Origin of the sequence: Polymorphobacter megasporae, from assembly GCF_018982885.2 — a bacterium.
GTDB classification, from domain to species: Bacteria; Pseudomonadota; Alphaproteobacteria; order Sphingomonadales; family Sphingomonadaceae; genus Polymorphobacter_B; species Polymorphobacter_B megasporae.
This window is the reverse complement of sequence record NZ_CP081848.1, coordinates 3,335,913-3,352,776: the sequence shown is the minus strand read 5'-3', so window position 1 is coordinate 3,352,776 and position 16,864 is coordinate 3,335,913. Positions and strand designations below refer to the sequence as shown.

The 16,864-nt window shown below is 66.9% G+C and carries 17 protein-coding genes; 10 read left to right on the top strand and 7 right to left on the bottom strand.

Going from position 1 to position 16,864, the window contains the following annotated elements; genetic code table 11:
• Positions 1-176: 176 nt before the first annotated feature.
• The 3 genes from KTC28_RS15725 (at position 177) to gor (ending at position 4,316) form a co-directional block, all read left to right on the top strand.
• Positions 177-2,417 (top strand): transferrin receptor-like dimerization domain-containing protein, encoded by a 2,241-nt coding sequence (locus tag KTC28_RS15725; RefSeq protein ID WP_216708064.1) that lies wholly within the window; start codon positions 177-179, stop codon positions 2,415-2,417.
• A gap of 8 nt (positions 2,418-2,425) precedes the next feature.
• On the top strand, positions 2,426-2,773 hold the full coding sequence (locus KTC28_RS15720) for a tRNA-binding protein (RefSeq protein ID WP_216708063.1): 348 nt from the start codon (positions 2,426-2,428) through the stop codon (positions 2,771-2,773).
• 199 nt (positions 2,774-2,972) lie between these two features.
• Complete coding sequence (gene gor, locus KTC28_RS15715) at positions 2,973-4,316, top strand: glutathione-disulfide reductase (protein ID WP_216708062.1); 1,344 nt, start codon at positions 2,973-2,975, stop codon at positions 4,314-4,316.
• Positions 4,317-5,062: 746 nt separating this feature from the next.
• On the opposite strand, the gene KTC28_RS15710 is transcribed toward gor, so the two are convergent.
• On the bottom strand, positions 5,063-6,070 hold the full coding sequence (locus KTC28_RS15710; protein WP_216708061.1) for an NAD(P)H-quinone oxidoreductase: 1,008 nt from the start codon (positions 6,068-6,070) through the stop codon (positions 5,063-5,065).
• Positions 6,071-6,085: 15 nt separating this feature from the next.
• Here KTC28_RS15710 and KTC28_RS15705 point away from each other — a divergent pair, with 15 nt between their 5' ends.
• Complete coding sequence (locus tag KTC28_RS15705; RefSeq protein WP_369426558.1) at positions 6,086-6,313, top strand: DUF1192 domain-containing protein; 228 nt, start codon at positions 6,086-6,088, stop codon at positions 6,311-6,313.
• Here the strand turns inward: KTC28_RS15705 and KTC28_RS15700 are convergent.
• Both KTC28_RS15700 and KTC28_RS15695 read right to left on the bottom strand, forming a co-directional pair.
• On the bottom strand, positions 6,310-6,516 hold the full coding sequence (locus tag KTC28_RS15700; protein WP_216708060.1) for a hypothetical protein: 207 nt from the start codon (positions 6,514-6,516) through the stop codon (positions 6,310-6,312). The two genes, KTC28_RS15705 and KTC28_RS15700, sit on opposite strands and share 4 nt — an antisense overlap.
• Entirely contained in the window at positions 6,513-6,914 is a 402-nt protein-coding gene (locus tag KTC28_RS15695) for a hypothetical protein (RefSeq protein ID WP_216708059.1), read from the bottom strand. The genes KTC28_RS15700 and KTC28_RS15695 overlap by 4 nt, the downstream gene beginning before the upstream one ends.
• A 95-nt stretch (positions 6,915-7,009) precedes the next feature.
• On the opposite strand from KTC28_RS15695, the gene KTC28_RS15690 reads away from it, so the two are divergent.
• From KTC28_RS15690 to KTC28_RS15680, 3 genes are read left to right on the top strand one after another with little or no spacing between them, the layout of a single operon-like run.
• The gene (locus tag KTC28_RS15690; RefSeq protein ID WP_216708058.1) at positions 7,010-8,110 is read left to right on the top strand and encodes an acyl-CoA dehydrogenase family protein; all 1,101 of its coding nucleotides are present in this window, start codon (positions 7,010-7,012) and stop codon (positions 8,108-8,110) included.
• A gap of 12 nt (positions 8,111-8,122) precedes the next feature.
• Positions 8,123-9,343, top strand: coding sequence for an acyl-CoA dehydrogenase family protein (locus KTC28_RS15685; RefSeq protein ID WP_216708057.1), 1,221 nt, complete (start codon positions 8,123-8,125; stop codon positions 9,341-9,343).
• Between the two features lie 22 nt (positions 9,344-9,365).
• Complete coding sequence (locus tag KTC28_RS15680) at positions 9,366-9,503, top strand: hypothetical protein (protein WP_216708056.1); 138 nt, start codon at positions 9,366-9,368, stop codon at positions 9,501-9,503.
• 466 nt (positions 9,504-9,969) lie between these two features.
• Here KTC28_RS15680 and KTC28_RS15675 read toward each other — a convergent pair whose 3' ends face one another.
• A complete protein-coding gene (locus tag KTC28_RS15675) occupies positions 9,970-10,158 on the bottom strand; it encodes a hypothetical protein (protein ID WP_216708055.1) in 189 nt (62 codons plus the stop codon).
• Positions 10,159-10,180: 22 nt separating this feature from the next.
• On the opposite strand from KTC28_RS15675, the gene KTC28_RS15670 reads away from it, so the two are divergent.
• The 3 genes from KTC28_RS15670 (at position 10,181) to KTC28_RS15660 (ending at position 12,643) form a co-directional block, all read left to right on the top strand.
• Positions 10,181-10,801: an Npun_F0296 family exosortase-dependent surface protein gene (locus KTC28_RS15670; protein WP_216708054.1), complete on the top strand. Its 621-nt coding sequence runs from the start codon at positions 10,181-10,183 to the stop codon at positions 10,799-10,801.
• Between the two features lie 175 nt (positions 10,802-10,976).
• Entirely contained in the window at positions 10,977-12,140 is a 1,164-nt protein-coding gene (locus KTC28_RS15665) for an isovaleryl-CoA dehydrogenase (RefSeq protein WP_216708053.1), read from the top strand.
• A complete protein-coding gene (locus tag KTC28_RS15660; protein ID WP_216708052.1) occupies positions 12,137-12,643 on the top strand; it encodes a molybdenum cofactor guanylyltransferase in 507 nt (168 codons plus the stop codon). Before KTC28_RS15665 ends, KTC28_RS15660 begins: the two co-directional genes overlap by 4 nt.
• A 144-nt stretch (positions 12,644-12,787) precedes the next feature.
• Here the strand turns inward: KTC28_RS15660 and KTC28_RS15655 are convergent, their stop codons facing one another.
• From KTC28_RS15655 to KTC28_RS15645, 3 genes are all read right to left on the bottom strand, one after another.
• Entirely contained in the window at positions 12,788-13,405 is a 618-nt protein-coding gene (locus KTC28_RS15655) for a hypothetical protein (protein ID WP_216708051.1), read from the bottom strand.
• Between the two features lie 12 nt (positions 13,406-13,417).
• The gene (locus KTC28_RS15650; RefSeq protein ID WP_216708050.1) at positions 13,418-15,223 is read right to left on the bottom strand and encodes a DUF885 domain-containing protein; all 1,806 of its coding nucleotides are present in this window, start codon (positions 15,221-15,223) and stop codon (positions 13,418-13,420) included.
• A 102-nt stretch (positions 15,224-15,325) separates the two neighbouring features.
• Positions 15,326-16,855, bottom strand: coding sequence for a hypothetical protein (locus KTC28_RS15645; protein ID WP_216708049.1), 1,530 nt, complete (start codon positions 16,853-16,855; stop codon positions 15,326-15,328).
• Positions 16,856-16,864 lie beyond the last annotated feature (9 nt).

Sequence of the window (16,864 nt, the reverse complement as noted above, 5' to 3'; positions counted from 1 at the left end):
GGCCATCTCCAGCCGCTGGAGGTGGGCCCCTGCTTTCGCGGGGATGACGGCGTTGTTCAAGCACCGATAAGCGAACCGCGGACGAGTGCGGCCACCGGGCCTACGAAAGCGGATTGCCATACCCCCCGCTTTCATCGCACGTTCATCGCCTCAACGAACCACGGGGCCCGACCAGAATGAACCTCAACATCCGCGTCTTCGGAATTGCCGCGATTCTCGCCTCGACCGCTTATGCCGCGCCGACGACGCAGGCCGCGCGCGAGGCGCAGTTCGACGCGGGGATCAGCTCGGCCGACCAGATGACGTGGCTCAAGGATTTCTCGTCGGAGCCGAACCATGTCGGGTCGCCGCACGACAAGGTCATCGCCGACAAGACGCTGGCGATGTTCAAGTCGTGGGGCTGGGACGCGCACATCGAGCAGTATGACGTGCTGTACCCGACGCCGATCTCGACGACGGTCGAGATGGTCACCCCCAGGCAGATCACGCTCGGCGGGCAGGAGCCGGCGATCCCGGAGGATTCGACGAGCGGCAATACCAAGAACGCGCTGCCGCCATACGTCGCGTTCCAGGGCGACGGCGACGTCACCGCGCCGTTGGTCTACGTCAATTACGGCCTGCCCGCCGACTATGAGGCGCTCGCCCGGCGTGGCATCGACGTGAAGGGCAAGATCGCGATCGCTCGCTACGGCGCGGGCTGGCGCGGCCTCAAGCCCAAGCTCGCGCAGGAGCATGGCGCGGTCGGCTGCATCATCTATTCCGACCCCGCCGACGACGGCTACGGCCAGGGCGACGTCTACCCCAAGGGCGGCGCGCGCCCGCCGTTCGGCGTCCAGCGCGGCTCGGTCGCCGACATGACGACGTATCCCGGCGACCCGACGACCCCGGGCGTCGGCTCGGTTCCCGGCGTCACCGGGCGGCTGACCCGCGAACAGGCGATCACGATCCTCAAGATTCCGACGCTGCCGATGTCGTACGGCGACGCGCAGCAGCTGCTCGGCGCGCTCGCCGGGCCGATGGCGCCCGAGGCGTTCCGCGGCGGGCTGCCGATCGCCTACCATATCGGCGGTACCGACGCGGTCACCGTCCACCTCGCGGTCAAGTCCGACTGGTCACTGAAGCCGCTGTACGATGTCGTCGCGACGCTCAAAGGCGCGAAATATCCCGACGAGTGGGTCGTCCGCGGCAACCACCATGACGGCTGGGTGTTCGGTGCGGCTGATCCGCTATCGGGCAATGTCGCGATGCTGTCGGAGGCGAAGTCGCTCGGCGAGATGGCGAAGAAGGGGTGGAAGCCCGCGCGGACGATCGTCTACATCAGCTGGGACGGCGAGGAGCCGATGCTGCTCGGCTCGACCGAATATGCCGAGACCCACGCCGCCGAGCTCAAGGCGAAAGCGGTCGCGTACATCAACACCGACGGCAACGAACGCGGCTTTTACAACGCCGGCGGCAGCCACGAACTTCAGCATCTCGCCAACGCGGTCGGCAACGACGTCATCGACCCGCAGACCGGAACCAGCGTCGGCGCACGCGCGCGGGCGAAGCTGCTTGCCGATGGCTATGAAGGACATGGGCGCAGCGACGATGCGGCGGTCAAAGCAGCCGAAAACGGCGGCGACCTGCCGATCGCCGCGCTCGGGTCGGGGTCGGACTATTCGACGTTCCTCCAGCATCTCGGCCTGCCGACGCTCGACATCGGCTTCGGCGGCGAAGGGATGGCGGGCGGCGTCTATCACTCCATCTACGACAGTTACGACCACTTCACGCGGTTCGACGACCCGGGCCTCAAGTACGGCGCGGTGATGTCGAAGACTGTCGGGCGGCTGGTCATGCGGATCGCCGACTCCGATACCCCGCCGGTGCGCTTCGCCGATTTCGCCGACACCGTCGCGCGCTACACGACCGAAGTCCACAAGCTCGCCGACGATCGGCGGACCAAGGACAGCCGGCTCGCGAAGCTAACCGGCGACAAGGCATTCGCGCAGGCAAGCGACCCGCTCGATGCCGTCGCCGCGCCGACCACCGTAACGCCGACACCGTTCCTCGATCTCGCCGCGCTCGACAACGCGGTGGCGAAGCTGGGCATGAGCGCCAAGGCGTACGACGCGGCGTATGCGGCGAAGGGCGCGAGCCTCGCTCCAGCGACCCGGGCGAAGCTCAACGCGACGCTTCGCGACATCGACCAGTTGCTCCTCGACCCGAAGGGCTTGCCGGGGCGCAGCTGGTACCAGAACCTCGTCTACGCCCCAGGGCGCTTCACCGGTTACGGCGCGAAGACGCTGCCGGGGGTGCGCGAGGCGATCGAAGAACGCCGCTTCGCCGATGCCGCCGAGTACGCGAAACGGACGGGCGATGTGCTGATGGCATATGCCGCCCGGCTTGATGCGGCGACGGCGATCGTCAAGGGGAGCTAGGGGACAGCATGGCACTTACCCCGCAGACCGACTTCGCGACCTTCATGCTCGCCGACATCCGCATCGGCACGGTCATCGCGGCGGAGGCGTTTCCCGAGGCGCGCAAGCCCGCGTTCAAGCTGGCGATCGACTTCGGGCCGGAGGTTGGGATCAAGCAGTCGAGCGCGCAGATCACCGTCCACTACACGCTCGACCAACTTCTCGGGCGGAAGGTCGCGGCGGTGGTCAACTTCCCGGCGCGCCAGATCGGGCCGTTCATGTCGGAGGTGCTGACGCTGGGGTTTCCGGATGCGGACGGTGCGGTGGTGCTGTTCGCGCCGGATAAGGACGTGCCGAACGGGTCACGACTGTTCTGATTTTCTCTTCCCCTCCCCTTTAGGGGAGGGGCCGGGGGTGGGGGAGTCGCCACGAGCCATCCGCCTGAGAAAGCCCCACCCCCGGGCCGGCGCAAGCGCGCCGTCTCTCGCCCCTCCCCTGCAGGGGAGGGGAGGCTCCGATCACTCTGATCGCCACTCTCCGTTTGCGTGCAGCCCCCCGGCACCTTACCTCCGCCCGATGACTACATACGACTATGATCTCTTCGTCATCGGCGCCGGTTCGGGGGGCGTTCGCGCCGCGCGGATTTCCTCCGGCCACGGCGCGCGCGTCGCCATCGCCGAGGAGTATCGCGTCGGCGGAACCTGCGTCATCCGCGGCTGCGTGCCGAAAAAGCTGCTCGTCTATGGCTCGCATTTCGCCGAAGACTTGGTCGATGCCCGCCGCTTCGGCTGGACGATCGGCGAGAAGGGCTTCGACTGGCTGACGCTGCGCGACAACGTCATGGCCGAGGTCGACCGGATCAACGGCTCGTACACCGACACGCTGACGAGCCATAATGTCGAGCTGTACCACGACCACGCCGAGCTGCTCGACGCGCACACGATCAAGGTCGGCGACAAGACGGTTACCGCCGACAAGATCCTGATTGCTACCGGCGCGCGCCCGCTCGTTCCCGACCTGCCGGGGGCCGAGCTCGGCATCACGTCGAACGAAATCTTCCATCTCGACCGCCTGCCGAAGTCGCTCGCGATCGCGGGCGGCGGCTATATCGCCAACGAATTCGCCGGGGTCTTCCACGAGCTCGGCGTCAAGGTGACGTTGGTCAACCGCGGTGACACGATTCTGCGCGGCTACGACGAAGCGCTGCGCGATCGCCTGCTCCAGATTTCGATGACGAAGGGCATCAAGTTCGTCTTCAACTGCAACGTCGAGCGCTTCGAGAAAATCGAGGGCGGCGGCGTCCGGGCGTTCGTCGGCGGCGACGACCCGATCGAGGCCGAGATGCTGCTGTGGGCAATCGGCCGCCGCCCGAACATCGAGGGGCTGGGGCTCGAGGCGGCGGGGGTCGAGCTCAACGACAAGGGCGCGATCGCGGTCGACGCGGCGAGCCACACCAATGTCGAGAATATCTGGGCAGTCGGCGATGTCACCGACCGGATCCAGCTGACGCCGGTCGCGATCCGCGAGGGCCATGCCTTCGCCGACACGGTGTTCGGCAACAAGCCGTGGACCGTCGACCATGAGACCGTGCCGAGCGCGGTGTTCTCGAACCCGCCGATCGCCAGCGTCGGCATGACCGAGGCGCAGGCGAAGACCAAGCTCGGCACCGTCAAGATCTTCACCAGCGACTTCCGCCCGATGCGCAACGTGCTGGCCGGACGCAACGAGCGGTCGTCGTACAAGCTCGTCGTCGACAGCGCGACCGACGTCGTCGTCGGCGCGCATATGATCGGGCCGGATGCACCGGAGATCTTGCAGGCTCTGGCGATCGCGGTGAAGGCGAAGCTGACGAAGGCGCAGTTCGACGAGACCGTCGCGCTGCATCCGACGATGGCCGAAGAATTGGTGCTGATGCGGTAAGCGCTGGCGCGGCTGGCGAGAGCGCAGCCGGCCCCCTCGCCGATTAGCAGCTGCCGAACTCGCGCCGAGCCGGCCGGCCTAGTGGCGGTCACAAGCCGCCGAACCCGCCCGACGGAGGACGCAGCCCTGGCGCGGCCACCGCCGGATTTCTCCTCCCACGTGACGCTCGCAACATACTGCTGTCCTACACCGCCTCGCCTGCGGTAGCTTTTGCCGTCGCCACCGGGCGGCGCGTGTTCTTTCTCATTGCTGGACTTTGTGAGACGGTTCGCTTGGAAAGCGAGCTGCAAGAAGACACGCTTTAGTGTGAACTTATTTTGAACTTAGCGTTCGCTGGCGCTTGTGACCGGTCGCGGTACGGAGCGCTCGTGTTGCCGTCCCGCGACGCAAGCGCGATAACCCGGTCGTCCCGTGGACTTGTGTAACTTTCGACGCGCCGCGGACGCGAAATACCCGGTCGTTCCGTGGACTTGTGTAACCTTCGACGCGACGCGGACGCGAAATAGCTGGTCGTTCTACGCGCCCGGTCTTCGCCGGCGTGGCGGGAGAAGGCGTCGGGGTAAATCCGCACCGTCGCGCGGCGTTGTCCCGGTCGTACAGCGCGCCAAATCGGCGATGGTGGCAGCGTCGTCGAAGCGCCGATCGCCGCCTGTTCTTTCTCATTGCAGGACCGTCATGCCGTCGCTCGGCGGTCGCGCTAGCACCGTGAACTTCCACGCGAAGAGCGCGGAATTGCAAGGATCGGGTCAGCCTTCCTCAGCGACCTGAAGCACGATCTTCCCGACATGATCCCCCGCCTCCATCCGCCGGTGCGCGTCGGCGGCATCGGCGAGCGCGAAGGTCTTGTCGCTGACCGCGCGGAGCTTGCCAGCCGCGAACAGCGGCCAGACCTCGCGCTCCAGCGCCGCGGCGATCGCCGCCTTGAATGCGACTGGGCGGGCGCGGAGCATCGATCCGCTCAGCGTCAGGCGGCGGCGCATGACAAGGCCGAAATTGACCTCCGCCGTCGCGCCGCGCTGGAGCGCGATCGAGACGTGGCGGCCATCGTCGCCGAGGCACATTAGGTTGCGCGGGATATAATCGCCGCCGACCATGTCGAGGACGACGTCGACCCCCTTGCCGCCGGTGATGCCGGCGACCTTGTCGACGAAGTCGCTCGCCTTGTAGTCGATCGCGTGATCCGCGCCGAGGCCGCGCGCGGCGGCGCACTTGCCCGCCGACCCGGCGGTGACGATGACCTTCACACCGCGTGCCTTGGCGAGCAGGATCGCGGTCGTGCCGATGCCGCTGGTGCCGCCGTGGATCAGGACGGTCTCGCTCGCCGCCGCGTGGCCGCGCTCGAACAGGTTCGACCAGACGGTGAAGTAGGTCTCGGGCAGCCCGGCGGCGGCGATATAGTCGAGGCCGTCGGGGATCGGCAGGCACTGGCCTGCCGGGGCGACACAATATTCGGCGTAGCCACCGCCGACGACGAGTGCGCAGACCCGGTCGCCGACCGCCCAACGCCCGCCGGAGCGACCGACGGCAACGACTTCGCCCGCGATTTCGAGCCCCATGATCGTCGGCGCCGCGGGCGGCATCGGGTACAGGCCCTGCCGCTGGAGGACATCGGGGCGGTTGACCCCGGCGGCGTGGACGCGGACCAGCACCTCGCCATCACCGGGGACCGGCACCGGGCGGGTCACCAGCACCAGCACCTCGGGACCTCCCGGAGCTGAAGGATCGATCGCGGTCATCGTCGTGGGAATCGTCATACGCGCGATATTGACTTGAGCGGGTGCCGGGTCAACGTCTGCGACATGGACGAGGACCTCCCCCGCGCGAAGCCCGACGACGTCGTCGCCGCATTGATCAAGCAGGATCTCGACCGACTGTCTGTCGGCGAGCTCGACGAACGCATCGTCGCCCTCGAAGCCGAGGTCATCCGGACCAAAGCCAAGCGCGACGGCGCGTCGAAATTCCGCAGCGCCGCCGACTCGCTGTTCGAGCGCGGCTAGGCGGTCAGCGCGGCGATCAACCGGGCGAACATCGCGATATTATCGGTCTGGTGCGCGACGACCCCGGCGGTGATGTCCTGCGTCGTGCCGTCGGGCATTTCGAGCAATGCGCGCACGCCGCCGCCGCCGAACAGCTCGATCTGCCGCGCCGCATCCTCCGATTGACGCTGACACCAGTCGGCCAGCTCGGCATTTGAAGTCACGCAGCCGCCGCGACGATCTTGCGCGCGAGCCCGTCGCCGCTGCCAAAGACGATCCACAATGGCGCCCCCGCCGCCGCACCGAGCACGGTCAGCACCGCGAGCCCGCCGCCGAACAGCGCGATCATCGCCGTCGCCCCGCCGACCGCGGCGCGCTCGGGGTTGCTCCGCTCGTCCCACGCGTTGCGCTTGATCGCGTCGCCAAGGCGTTGGATCAGCGGCCATGCCGCCTTGCTGTCGACCGTCGCCATCAGCGCCGACCGCGCCTTGCCGAAACCGTCCTCCGAGTCGACGCGGATCGCGAGCAGCCGGCTCGCCCATGCCGCAAGAGCGATACGCTGCTCAGGCGTCGCGCCCTCGGTCAGCTCAATCGCAACGCGGTCTTCCATCGCTTCGCTCATCGGAGAGTCTCCTTCGTACCCTGTCTACCATGCCGCGGGGGTTGCGCGAGACTGACGTTAACGTAAGGTCGCGCCAAAGCCTCTGGGGAGATGGCATGGATTTCGACTTTTCCGATGACGCCAAGGCGTTGCGCGAGCAGGCCCGCAAGTTCTTCGACGAGCGCGCTGGACCGGCAGTCGCACGTGCCTCGATGAACGGCGACGCCACGTTCGACGCCCAGCTTTGGCAGGCGGTGGTCGACCTCGGCTGGACCGCGGCGCGGGTTCCTGAAGCGCATGGCGGAGTCGGCATGACGTCCGAAGCCGCCTGCGTTCTCGCTGAGGAGGCCGGGCGCAGCCTCGCGCCGATCCCGCTCGCTCAGGCGCTGGCGGCGACCGAGGCGCTGATCGCGCTTGGCACCGCCGAGCAGCAGGCGCGCTGGCTCCCCGGCATCGCCGACGGCTCGGTCGTCGCGGTCACCGGCTGGGCCGAAGGCGGCACCGCCTCCCCCGCCAAGGCATCGGCCACGGTCGACGGCGGCTCGATCACCGGCACCAAGTCGCCGATCGCCGATCTCGCCGCCGCGACGATGGCGATCGTCAGCGCAGCCGGCCCCGACGGCCCCGCGCTCTATATCGTCGACCTGAGTGGCGAAGGCGTCGGTGTCGCCGCGATCGACACGCTCGACCTCGTTCGCCGCCACGGCACCTTGACGCTGACCGGGGCCGCCGCCGACCCGCTCGGCGACGCTGCCGGCTACCATGACTGGCTCGACCGCGCTGCGATCCTCGGCAGCTTCGAGGCGATGGGGACCGCGACCGCCGCGATGGACATGGCGGTCGCCTATGCCAAGGAACGCACCGCCTTCGGCCAAAAGATCGGGCGATATCAGGGCGTCAAGCACAAGTGCGCCGACATGTATATCAAGCTCGAACTCGCCCGCGCCCACGCCCTCCACGCGGCATGGGCGATGGAGGCGGGCGCCCCCGAGCTCCGCCAGGCGGCAAGCGCGGCGCGGGTCGCAAGCCTCGACGCGCTGGCCTTCGCCGCCGAGGAGAATGTCCAGATCCACGGCGGCATCGGCTTCACGTGGGAAAGCGACTGCCAGTTCTACTACCGCCGCAACCGCGCGCTCGTCGCGGCGCTCGGCAGCCGCAATTTCTGGGCCGACCGGCTGGTGCGCTCGCTGGAGCAGCGCAACCGGGTCGCAGCGTAAGGGAGACCGACGATGGACTTCAACGACACCCCCGGCGACGCCGAGTACCGCGCCAAGGCGCACGCATGGCTCGCCACCGCCGCCGCCGAGTACCGGGATCCGCCCGCGCGCGCCGTCAGCCGCGGTGAGAACGTCCCCGAATCGCGCAAGTGGCAGAAGATCAAGCACGCCGCCGGCTACACCGGGATCACATGGCCCAAGGCGTTCGGCGGGCAGGGCCTGTCGCCGATGCACTCGATCATCTTCAACCAGGAGCAGTCGAAGTATCACGCCCCGACCGAGCTGTTCGCGATCGGCCTCGGCATGTGCATCCCGACCGTCTTCACCCACGGCTCGCCCGCGCTGATCGAACGCTACGTCGCCAAGGCGCTCGAGGGCGAGGAGGTCTGGTGCCAGCTGTTCTCCGAGCCGAGCGCCGGGTCCGACCTCGCCGGCATCCGCACCAAGGCGGTCCGTGACGGCGACGACTGGGTGATCGACGGGCAGAAGGTGTGGACGACCAACGCCCATCTGTCCGACTTCGGCATCATCGTCACCCGGACCGATCCGTCCGCGCCCAAGCACAAGGGGCTGACGATGTTCATCGTCGACATGCACGCCCCCGGGGTCGAGGCGCGGCCGTTGAAGCAGATGTCGGGCGGCAGCGACTTCAACGAGGTGTTTTTCACCGGCGTCCGGGTCAGCGACAGCCACCGCCTCGGCGCGGTCGGCGACGGCTGGAAGGTATCGCTGACGACACTGATGAACGAGCGCCTCGCGGTCGGCGGCAAGCCCGGCCACGCCCCCGGCTACCGCGACCTGATGGCGCTTGCCGCGCGGATCGAGACCGACATGGGTCCGGCGATCGAGGCACGCGACGTCCGCCAGCGGATTGCTGCGACCTACATCGCCGACGAGGGCATCAAGCTGACGCAGATGCGCGCGCTTTCGGCGCTGTCGAAGGGCGAGGCCCCCGGGCCCGAACAGTCGATCAGCAAGGTCGTCGTCGCCAAGACGATGCAGGAGATGGCAGCGTTCGCACTTGACCTGTCCGAGGCGTCGGGCTTCACCACCACCGGCGGCGAGCCCGGCATCCACAAGCTCCAAGGCAGCTACATGGCTTCGGCGGGGCTGCGGATCGCCGGCGGCACCGACGAGATCCTGCGCAACATCATCGCCGAGCGCGTCCTCGGCCTGCCCGGCGACATGCGTCCCGACAAGGATACGCCGTTCAACGAGATCAGGGCGGCGTAGGGGGAGAGCCGCCGCGTCCTGCGTGGAAGGTTACACAAGTCCACGCAACGACTATGTTTTCGCGAGCGGCTTCGTCGCAGAACAGGTGACGCCGGCCGACGCGACGCTCGGGTATTCCGCGCGCGTCACCATTGTCCTGCTGATCCTGCTGCAATTCTAGGTTCGTCACCCCGGCGGAGGCCGGGGCCCATGGTCGTGCAAGCACCCGACCTCGCGTTGCTGGGAGAGTTGGGCCCCGGCCTGCGTCGGGGTGACGGAAAGTTACAGAAGTCCACACAACGACCGGGTTTTTCACATCCGTGTCGTGCGGAAGGTTACACAAGTCCACACAACGACCGGGTTTTCGCCTGCATGACGCGAAAGTCCACGGTCTTGGCGCGACCGAGGGTCCGTAAGCTGATCCAGCGATGAGAAAGAACAGGTGCCGCTCGGCACTCCGACGACGCTGACACCATACCCGATCCAGAACCCTGTAGGACAGCGGCGATAACTCGATGACCTTCTCGATCGTCCTGTCCTCTGGCCCGGATCAATCGCCGGTCGAGGCGACGGGCCATCGTGCAGCCACCAAGGTCACGAAGTTAGCGAGCGGCCTGCCCAACAACCGTCGGCCCGGTGTGGCCTGCTCACCGTAAGCTGCGATTTCCGTGCCATAATCCGGCGGCGCTGCCATCGGTCAACAAATCGTAAGGAACGATTTTCTTCATTAAGAAATCGTCGGAATTCTTTACATATCGATAATGTAATATTTCTAAGTCATTGATATTGCATGTGCCGGAAATTGGCACGGTCTCTGCATAGCGGGTGTCAGGCACGTAAGCCCCTTTGGAGAGAAGAATGAAGAGTCTGTTGCTTTTTGCGTCCGCAGTCGCGCTTGCCGGTTCGGCCCAAGCCCTCACGATCACCTCGTCGCCGCTCGACGTCGCTCCCGCAGCCGGCGAAACCGTCGTCTTCGATTTCAACGGCGGCGCGCCCGCAACCGGCTACAGCTACACCGGCGGCACCATCTTCCCGACCTCGGTGGCCAATGTTGCCGCCGCACCCGCCGGCGATGAGACCCCGTTCCTCGCGATCCAGGGTGGCGAGAGCGCAACCTTCACCTTCGCGCACGCGATCAAGTCGTTCAGCATCTACATCGGCTCGGTTGACTCGTATAACTCGCTCCAGTTCACCGGCCCCGGCTATGACTCGGGCAAGTTCTCGGCGTCGGTCCTCCCGGGCGGCGACAACGGCAACCAGACTGCCGGCGACACCAACCGTCGCTACTTCTTCAGCTTCGGTCCCGGCCAGAGCGTCAAGACCGTGACGCTGTCGAGCTCGCAGAACTCGTTCGAACTCGACAACATCGCCGTTGCGAATGTTCCCGAGCCCTCGACCTGGGTGATGCTTGTCGGCGGCTTCGGCCTCGTCGGCTTCGCGCGCCGCCGCAAGTCGGCCACGAAGACCGTCGCCGCGTAAGCGATCGACGCGTTCCGAGCCTTTCGGGGCCCGAAATCGAAATGACTGCGCGCAACTCCGGTTGCGCGCAGTTTTTTTGCCTGCGCTTGCCAAGGCTGCGTGACGACTTGGCTCTGTTCGCGGTCGAGCCGACTGTTTAACGGTCAGCGTTCGATCCTCACCGCATAGGCGCCCGATGACCCTGTCCACGCTCAACTTCGCCCATGGCGAGACCATCGACATGATCCGCGAGTCGGTTCGCGCCTTCGCCGCTGCCGAAATCGCGCCGCGCGCCGCCGCGATCGACACCGACAATGTTTTCCCGCGCGACCTGTGGCCGAAGCTCGGCGACCTCGGGCTCCACGGGATCACCGTCCCCGAGGCCGACGGCGGCGCCGGGCTTGGCTATCTCGCGCACGTCGTCGCGGTCGAGGAGATCAGCCGCGCGTCGGCGAGCGTCGGCCTGAGCTATGGCGCGCATTCGAACCTGTGCATCAACCAGATCGCGCGCTGGGGGACGGCCGAGCAGAAGACGAAATATCTGCCCAAGCTCATCTCGGGCGAGCATCTCGGCAGCCTCGCGATGTCCGAGAGTGGTTCGGGCTCCGACGTCGTGTCGATGCGACTGCGCGCGGAAAAACGCAACGACCGCTACGTCCTCAATGGGTCGAAGTTCTGGATCACCAACGGCCCGGGCGCCGACACGCTCGTCGTCTACGGCAAGACCGATGCCAACGCCGGGGCGAAGGGCATCACCGCCTTTCTGATCGAGCGTGGCATGGCGGGGTTCTCGACCGCGCAGAAGCTCGACAAGCTCGGGATGCGCGGGTCGGACACCTGCGAACTCGTCTTCGAGGATTGCGAAGTGCCGTTCGAAAACGTCCTCGGGATTGAAGGGCGCGGCGTTCAGGTGCTGATGTCGGGGCTCGATTACGAGCGCGTCGTTCTGGCAGGCGGTCCGCTCGGGATCATGCAGGCATGCCTCGACGTCGTTGTGCCGTACATCCATGAGCGCAAGCAGTTCGGCCAAGCGATCGGTGAATTCCAGCTGATGCAGGGGAAGATCGCCGACATGTACGTCGCGCTGTCGACCGCGCAGGCCTACACCTATGCCGTCGCGCAGGCGTGCGACCGGGGCGAAACGACACGCAAGGATGCCGCGGGCTGCATCCTCTACGCTGCCGAAAAGGCGACTTGGATGGCGTTGGAGGCGATTCAGGCGCTCGGCGGCAACGGCTATATCAACGAATATTCGACCGGTCGCCTGCTCCGCGATGCCAAGCTGTACGAGATCGGCGCGGGAACGAGCGAGATCCGCCGCTATCTGATCGGACGTGAATTGTTCGACGAGACCGCATGACCGGCGTTCTCGGCGCGATCCTTGCGGGGGGCGCATCGAGCCGGTTCGGCAGCGACAAGGCGATGGCCGAGTGGCGCGGCAAGCCGCTGATCGAGCATGTGATCACCCGTCTGCGGCCGCAGGTATCGGACCTCGTCGTGGTCGGGCGAGATTATCCCGGCGAGGTCTCGATCCCCGACCGCCCGGCCCCCGGGCTCGGTCCGCTCGGCGGGCTGTGCGCCGCTCTACGCCACGCCGCCGCCGGGGGCTACGATGCGGTGCTGACGAGCGGGTGCGACCTGCCCGAGTTGCCGCTCGAGCTCCGCGAGGCGCTGGGGGAGGGGCCTGCGTTTGTCCTCGGCCAACCTCTGCTTGCGCTGTGGCCGGTTGGATTGGCGGGGGTAATCGAACTCCACCTCGCCCACAGCGATGACCGCTCGCTTCGCGGCTGGGTCGCGCTGACGGGTGCGACGGGAGTCGACATCGGGCCGATCCGCAACGTCAACCGACCAGGGGATCTTTAGCTTTTCTTCTCCCCTTACTCTTGGGGGAGGGACCGGGGGTGGGGCGGTCGCTGCGAGCGATCCGTCTGAAGAAGACCCCACCCCCGGGCCGGTGCAAGGACACCGTCTCTCGCCCCTCCCCTGAAGGGGAGGGGTAGGTTCGACTTACATCGGCGGCACGACGCCCTTCAGTCCGACCGCGACCTGATTCGTCGCGAGCTTGCCGTCGGGGGTCCGCATCGTGAACGCGAAGATATGCGCGCCGGGCACAAGCTGCGCGGCACTGCCCTCGACGAACGACACGATCGGTGTGTTCGCGGGCACGACGACTTCCTGCGTCCCGCCCTTGTAATCGACCGTCAACGTCCGCCCGCTGTGGTGGCGGATCGTGCCGACCTTGCCGACATTGCCGTTTGTCATCGTGCTCGTCGGACCCTGGTCCCACGCGCGGTGGCCCTCTCCGAGGCCGCGCATCGATTCGGCGAAAACGTGGACCTCGGTCGCTTCGAGGACGCCGTTCTTGCCCGGCTTGGCGGCGGTGCCGATGAAGCTGTTCGCCTTGATGTCGTCGAGGCCGATCTTGCTCAGCGCTGCAACCTTGGCTCCGGGAGCGAGGACGACGGTCAGCGGGGTGCCGTCGTTCGACTTGACGCTAAGTGCGCCCGTCGGATCGACCGCGGTGATCGTGCCGCGAACGACGATCGGCGCAGCGGGCTTCATCAGGTCGGCCGACGCGCCGGTGGCGAGCAGGGTAGCGGCCAGCGCCGCGAACATCGTCTTCATCGTCTTGTCTCCTCAGGTCCGCTTGGTCGCGGCGATCCAGTCGTCGATCTTGCTTTCAAGCACCGCCATCGGCAGCGCTCCCGACATCAGCACCTGCGCGTGAAACGCACGAATGTCGAATTTCGCACCAAGCTCGGCTTCGGCCTTGGTCCGCAGGCGGCGGATCGTCAACTGCCCGACCTTGTAGGCGAGCGCCTGTGACGGGATGGCGATGTAGCGCTCGACCTCGGCGGTCGCGTCGGTCTTTCCCATCGCCGAATTGTCGAGCATGTATTTGATCGCCTGATCGCGGGTCCAGCCCTGGCTGTGGATGCCGGTGTCGACCACCAGTCGCATCGCGCGCAGGATCTCGTCGTTGAGGTGGCCGTAATCCTGGTACGGGTCTTTGTAGAAGCCCATCTCATAGCCGAGGCTCTCCGAATACAGCGCCCAACCCTCGACATAAGCGGTGTTGCCGCCGAAGCGCTGGAATGCCGGAAGCGACGTATTTTCCTGCGCGAGGCTGATCTGGAAATGGTGCCCGGGGATGCCCTCGTGGAGGAACAGCGTCTCGAAGCCCCAGGTGAAGCGCGACGGCAGATCGTAGGCGTCGTAATAGAAGGTGCCGGGGCGCGATCCGTCGGGGGTGCCGCCCTGATACGAACCGGCGGCCTCGGTCTTTTCCTTGTACGCCGGGACAGGGCGAATCTCGAGCGCCGACTTGGGGATCGTCGAGAACTCCGTGCCGACGACCGCCATCACGCGCTTGTCGATCGCGAGAAAGTCTTCGCGCATCGCCTCGCGGGTGGCGGGGGCGAAGCGCGGGTCGGTCCGCATGAAGTTGGCGAATTCAGCCAGCGTGCCCTTGAAGCCGGCGGCATCCTTGACCTTCTCCTCGGCCGCATGGATGCGATCGACCTCGCTCAGGCCGAGCGCGTGGATTGCCTCGGGGGTCATGTCGGTCGTCGTCGTCGACGCGACGAGATAGCGATAATACGCCGGCCCTCCCGGGATCGCACCGAGCCCGACCGTTGTCCGCGCCTTCGGCAAATAGACGTCGCGGATGAAGTCGCGGAGGCGGGTGTGTGCCGGAATCAGCTGGTCGCGAATGAACGCGGCATAGGCTGCGGTCAGGCGCGTCCGGTCGGCGGCGGGAATGCTGTCGGGGAACTTCTTGACCGGCTTGTAGAAGGTCGAGCCCTCGACCCCCTCGGCGTTGAGCGCATCGAGCTGGCCGACGACGTTCTGCATGACGAGCTTGGGGTTGGTCACGCCATCGGCGAGCCCATGCTGCATCCGCCCGATCGAGCGATCGAGCAGGACGACGTAACCGGCGAGCCGCTTGAGGTTGTTGTCATAGTCGGCAACAGTCTTGAACGGGGCCGCGCCTTCACCCGACGACAGGTCGGGCATGAAGGTCTGGAAGCCCGAGAAATGGTCGATCGGGCGGTCGGTCGCTGTTCGCAGCAGCGCGGGATCATAGCCCTTGAGGTCGGTCGTGCGCTGCCATTTGAAGACGTCGTAGCTGATCCGGTCGTTGGCGTTGAGCGCCTTGCGGTCGATCTTCGCCAGCGCCGCGAGCTCGTCGACGGCGGCCTGCTTCTCGGCGGCGTAATAAGCGTCGGTGATATAATCGCCGAACTCGTTGGCGTAGCGCGGGTCGCCGCGGACGAGCGCCTGGATCGGATTGCGCTTGAGCTGCCCCTCGTCGCTTTCGTGAAACAGCGCCTTGAGCTGCGCCGCGGGAGTTGTCGCCGTCGCCGCTGGGGGAGGCGTGGGCTGCGCGACCGCCGCGGTGCCGGAAAGGAGGGTGACGGCGAGCAGCGCTGCGCGGAGCATGAGCGAACTTTCAAGGAGGAGGTGATGTCGTCAGCTAATAGTCGCGTCCGCTCGCTTGACGCCAGCCCCGGCGACGCCGCCGCGAATTCGGCGCGCCGGTCGTCAGGCCAGGGTGGCTATACCATCCCCATGCCGCCGCTCGCGCCGCAGCCGCGTCAGCAGCAGCACCGCTCCCGCCGGGATCAGCCAGACGATCCGCGACTGGTAACGCGGGAACGGTCCCGACAGGATGCCGCAGACCGCGGCGTTGAGGATCACACCGGCGGCGAACATGATCGCCACCGCCAGCAGGCGGCGGTCGTCACCGCGCGCCGCCCCGGGCTGGGCCGTCATGCGTTGGCGGATGACGGTCGCGGCGAGTGCGAGTGCCGCCGCTGCCGCGATCAGCCACGCCCCGTGCCACGACCGCGATTGCGCCATCGTCAGCCGCGACGGGCAGCCTTTGAAGTTTTTGCCGCAGTCGGCGACGCGCTCGATGACCGGCGGCAGGTTGGTCTGCCGCCAGTACGGGTCGGTCAAATAGAAATGCGGATTGCGGATCGGATCCTCGACAAAGATCAGGATCAGCTGTTGCCCCCAGTTCTTGAGCGAGGCGGCGAGCTGGGCACCCGGCGCATACGCCAGTGTGCCGAGGACGAAGCGCGGCTCCTGTTCTTCGAGTTCGACCCGCGTCTTATAGTCGGCGAGCATGAACACGCCGTTCTTGGGCAGGTCGGACCAGAGGACATCCTCCGAATTGCTCAGCGGCTTCGCCTTATACCCGCATAAGGTGTAGACATTCCCCTTCGCGCAGGCGTGGCGGAGGTACGTTCGCCCCGGCCCGTCGGCGAGCAGGCGGGCGGTGAGGAATGGCTGGTTGCGCAGCGGCTCGCCGGTCTCGAGGCGGACGACCGCGCCGTAAAGGCTGTTGGCGGCAAGGGCGACGACGATCGCGACCCCGACGCTAGTCAGCCGCCCTGCCGCCGCGCGCCGCCCGGCCTTGAGCCAGATCAGCATCAGCCCGCCGATCCCGAGCAGGGGGACCATGAACAGGATGTGCGAGGTGTGGACCGCGAGCGCGATCGTCAGCAGCGCCCCGACCGCGCGCCGTTCCCACCGCCCAAGCCGGTCGCCGTAGACGAGGATCAGCACCGCTGCGACGACGACGACACCGGCAAAGATGTCGGGCATCGCGAAGGCGGCGAAGAACGGCAGCGGCGAGACGACGGCGATGACCGTGAGCGCGACGAGTGCACTCCAGCGCGGCTCGGCGGGCAGCGCGGTACGCCACAGCAGCAGCACCAGCCAGCTCACCGCCGATGCCTGCGCCAGCGCGACGAGCCACAGCGTCCCGGCCGATTCGGTGACGTACAGGAACACGCTGTAGATCGCCGAGCGCGACGCCATCTGGGTCAGTCCCATGTGCCGGTCGATCTTGGCCTGGGCGACGTCGGCGTCGGACAGTTCGGGCGGCGGCGGCCCGAGCCCGATATCGGTCATCAGCTCCTTGCCCAGCGCGTAATAATCGTCGGTGTCGGTAAACACCGTCGGATGGCCATTGACCGCGACGACGGCAAGGATGAGCAGCGCGCCCGCGAGCACCGCGCTCCACCATTTGACGAGGACGATCGCGCGCCCGCTCGCTTTGGTCATCGAGGTCCA

Excerpts from the sequence above, each read along its gene's own strand:
- KTC28_RS15725 (WP_216708064.1), top strand. The coding sequence starts at position 177 with ATGAACCTCAACATCCGCGTCTTCGGAATTGCCGCGATTCTCGCCTCG.
- KTC28_RS15720 (WP_216708063.1), top strand. The coding sequence starts at position 2,426 with ATGGCACTTACCCCGCAGACCGACTTCGCGACCTTCATGCTCGCCGAC.
- gor (WP_216708062.1), top strand. The coding sequence starts at position 2,973 with ATGACTACATACGACTATGATCTCTTCGTCATCGGCGCCGGTTCGGGG.
- KTC28_RS15710 (WP_216708061.1), bottom strand. The coding sequence starts at position 6,070 with ATGACGATTCCCACGACGATGACCGCGATCGATCCTTCAGCTCCGGGA.
- KTC28_RS15695 (WP_216708059.1), bottom strand. The coding sequence starts at position 6,914 with ATGAGCGAAGCGATGGAAGACCGCGTTGCGATTGAGCTGACCGAGGGC.
- KTC28_RS15690 (WP_216708058.1), top strand. The coding sequence starts at position 7,010 with ATGGATTTCGACTTTTCCGATGACGCCAAGGCGTTGCGCGAGCAGGCC.
- KTC28_RS15685 (WP_216708057.1), top strand. The coding sequence starts at position 8,123 with ATGGACTTCAACGACACCCCCGGCGACGCCGAGTACCGCGCCAAGGCG.
- KTC28_RS15670 (WP_216708054.1), top strand. The coding sequence starts at position 10,181 with ATGAAGAGTCTGTTGCTTTTTGCGTCCGCAGTCGCGCTTGCCGGTTCG.
- KTC28_RS15665 (WP_216708053.1), top strand. The coding sequence starts at position 10,977 with ATGACCCTGTCCACGCTCAACTTCGCCCATGGCGAGACCATCGACATG.
- KTC28_RS15660 (WP_216708052.1), top strand. The coding sequence starts at position 12,137 with ATGACCGGCGTTCTCGGCGCGATCCTTGCGGGGGGCGCATCGAGCCGG.
- KTC28_RS15655 (WP_216708051.1), bottom strand. The coding sequence starts at position 13,405 with ATGAAGACGATGTTCGCGGCGCTGGCCGCTACCCTGCTCGCCACCGGC.
- KTC28_RS15650 (WP_216708050.1), bottom strand. The coding sequence starts at position 15,223 with ATGCTCCGCGCAGCGCTGCTCGCCGTCACCCTCCTTTCCGGCACCGCG.
- KTC28_RS15645 (WP_216708049.1), bottom strand. The coding sequence starts at position 16,855 with ATGACCAAAGCGAGCGGGCGCGCGATCGTCCTCGTCAAATGGTGGAGC.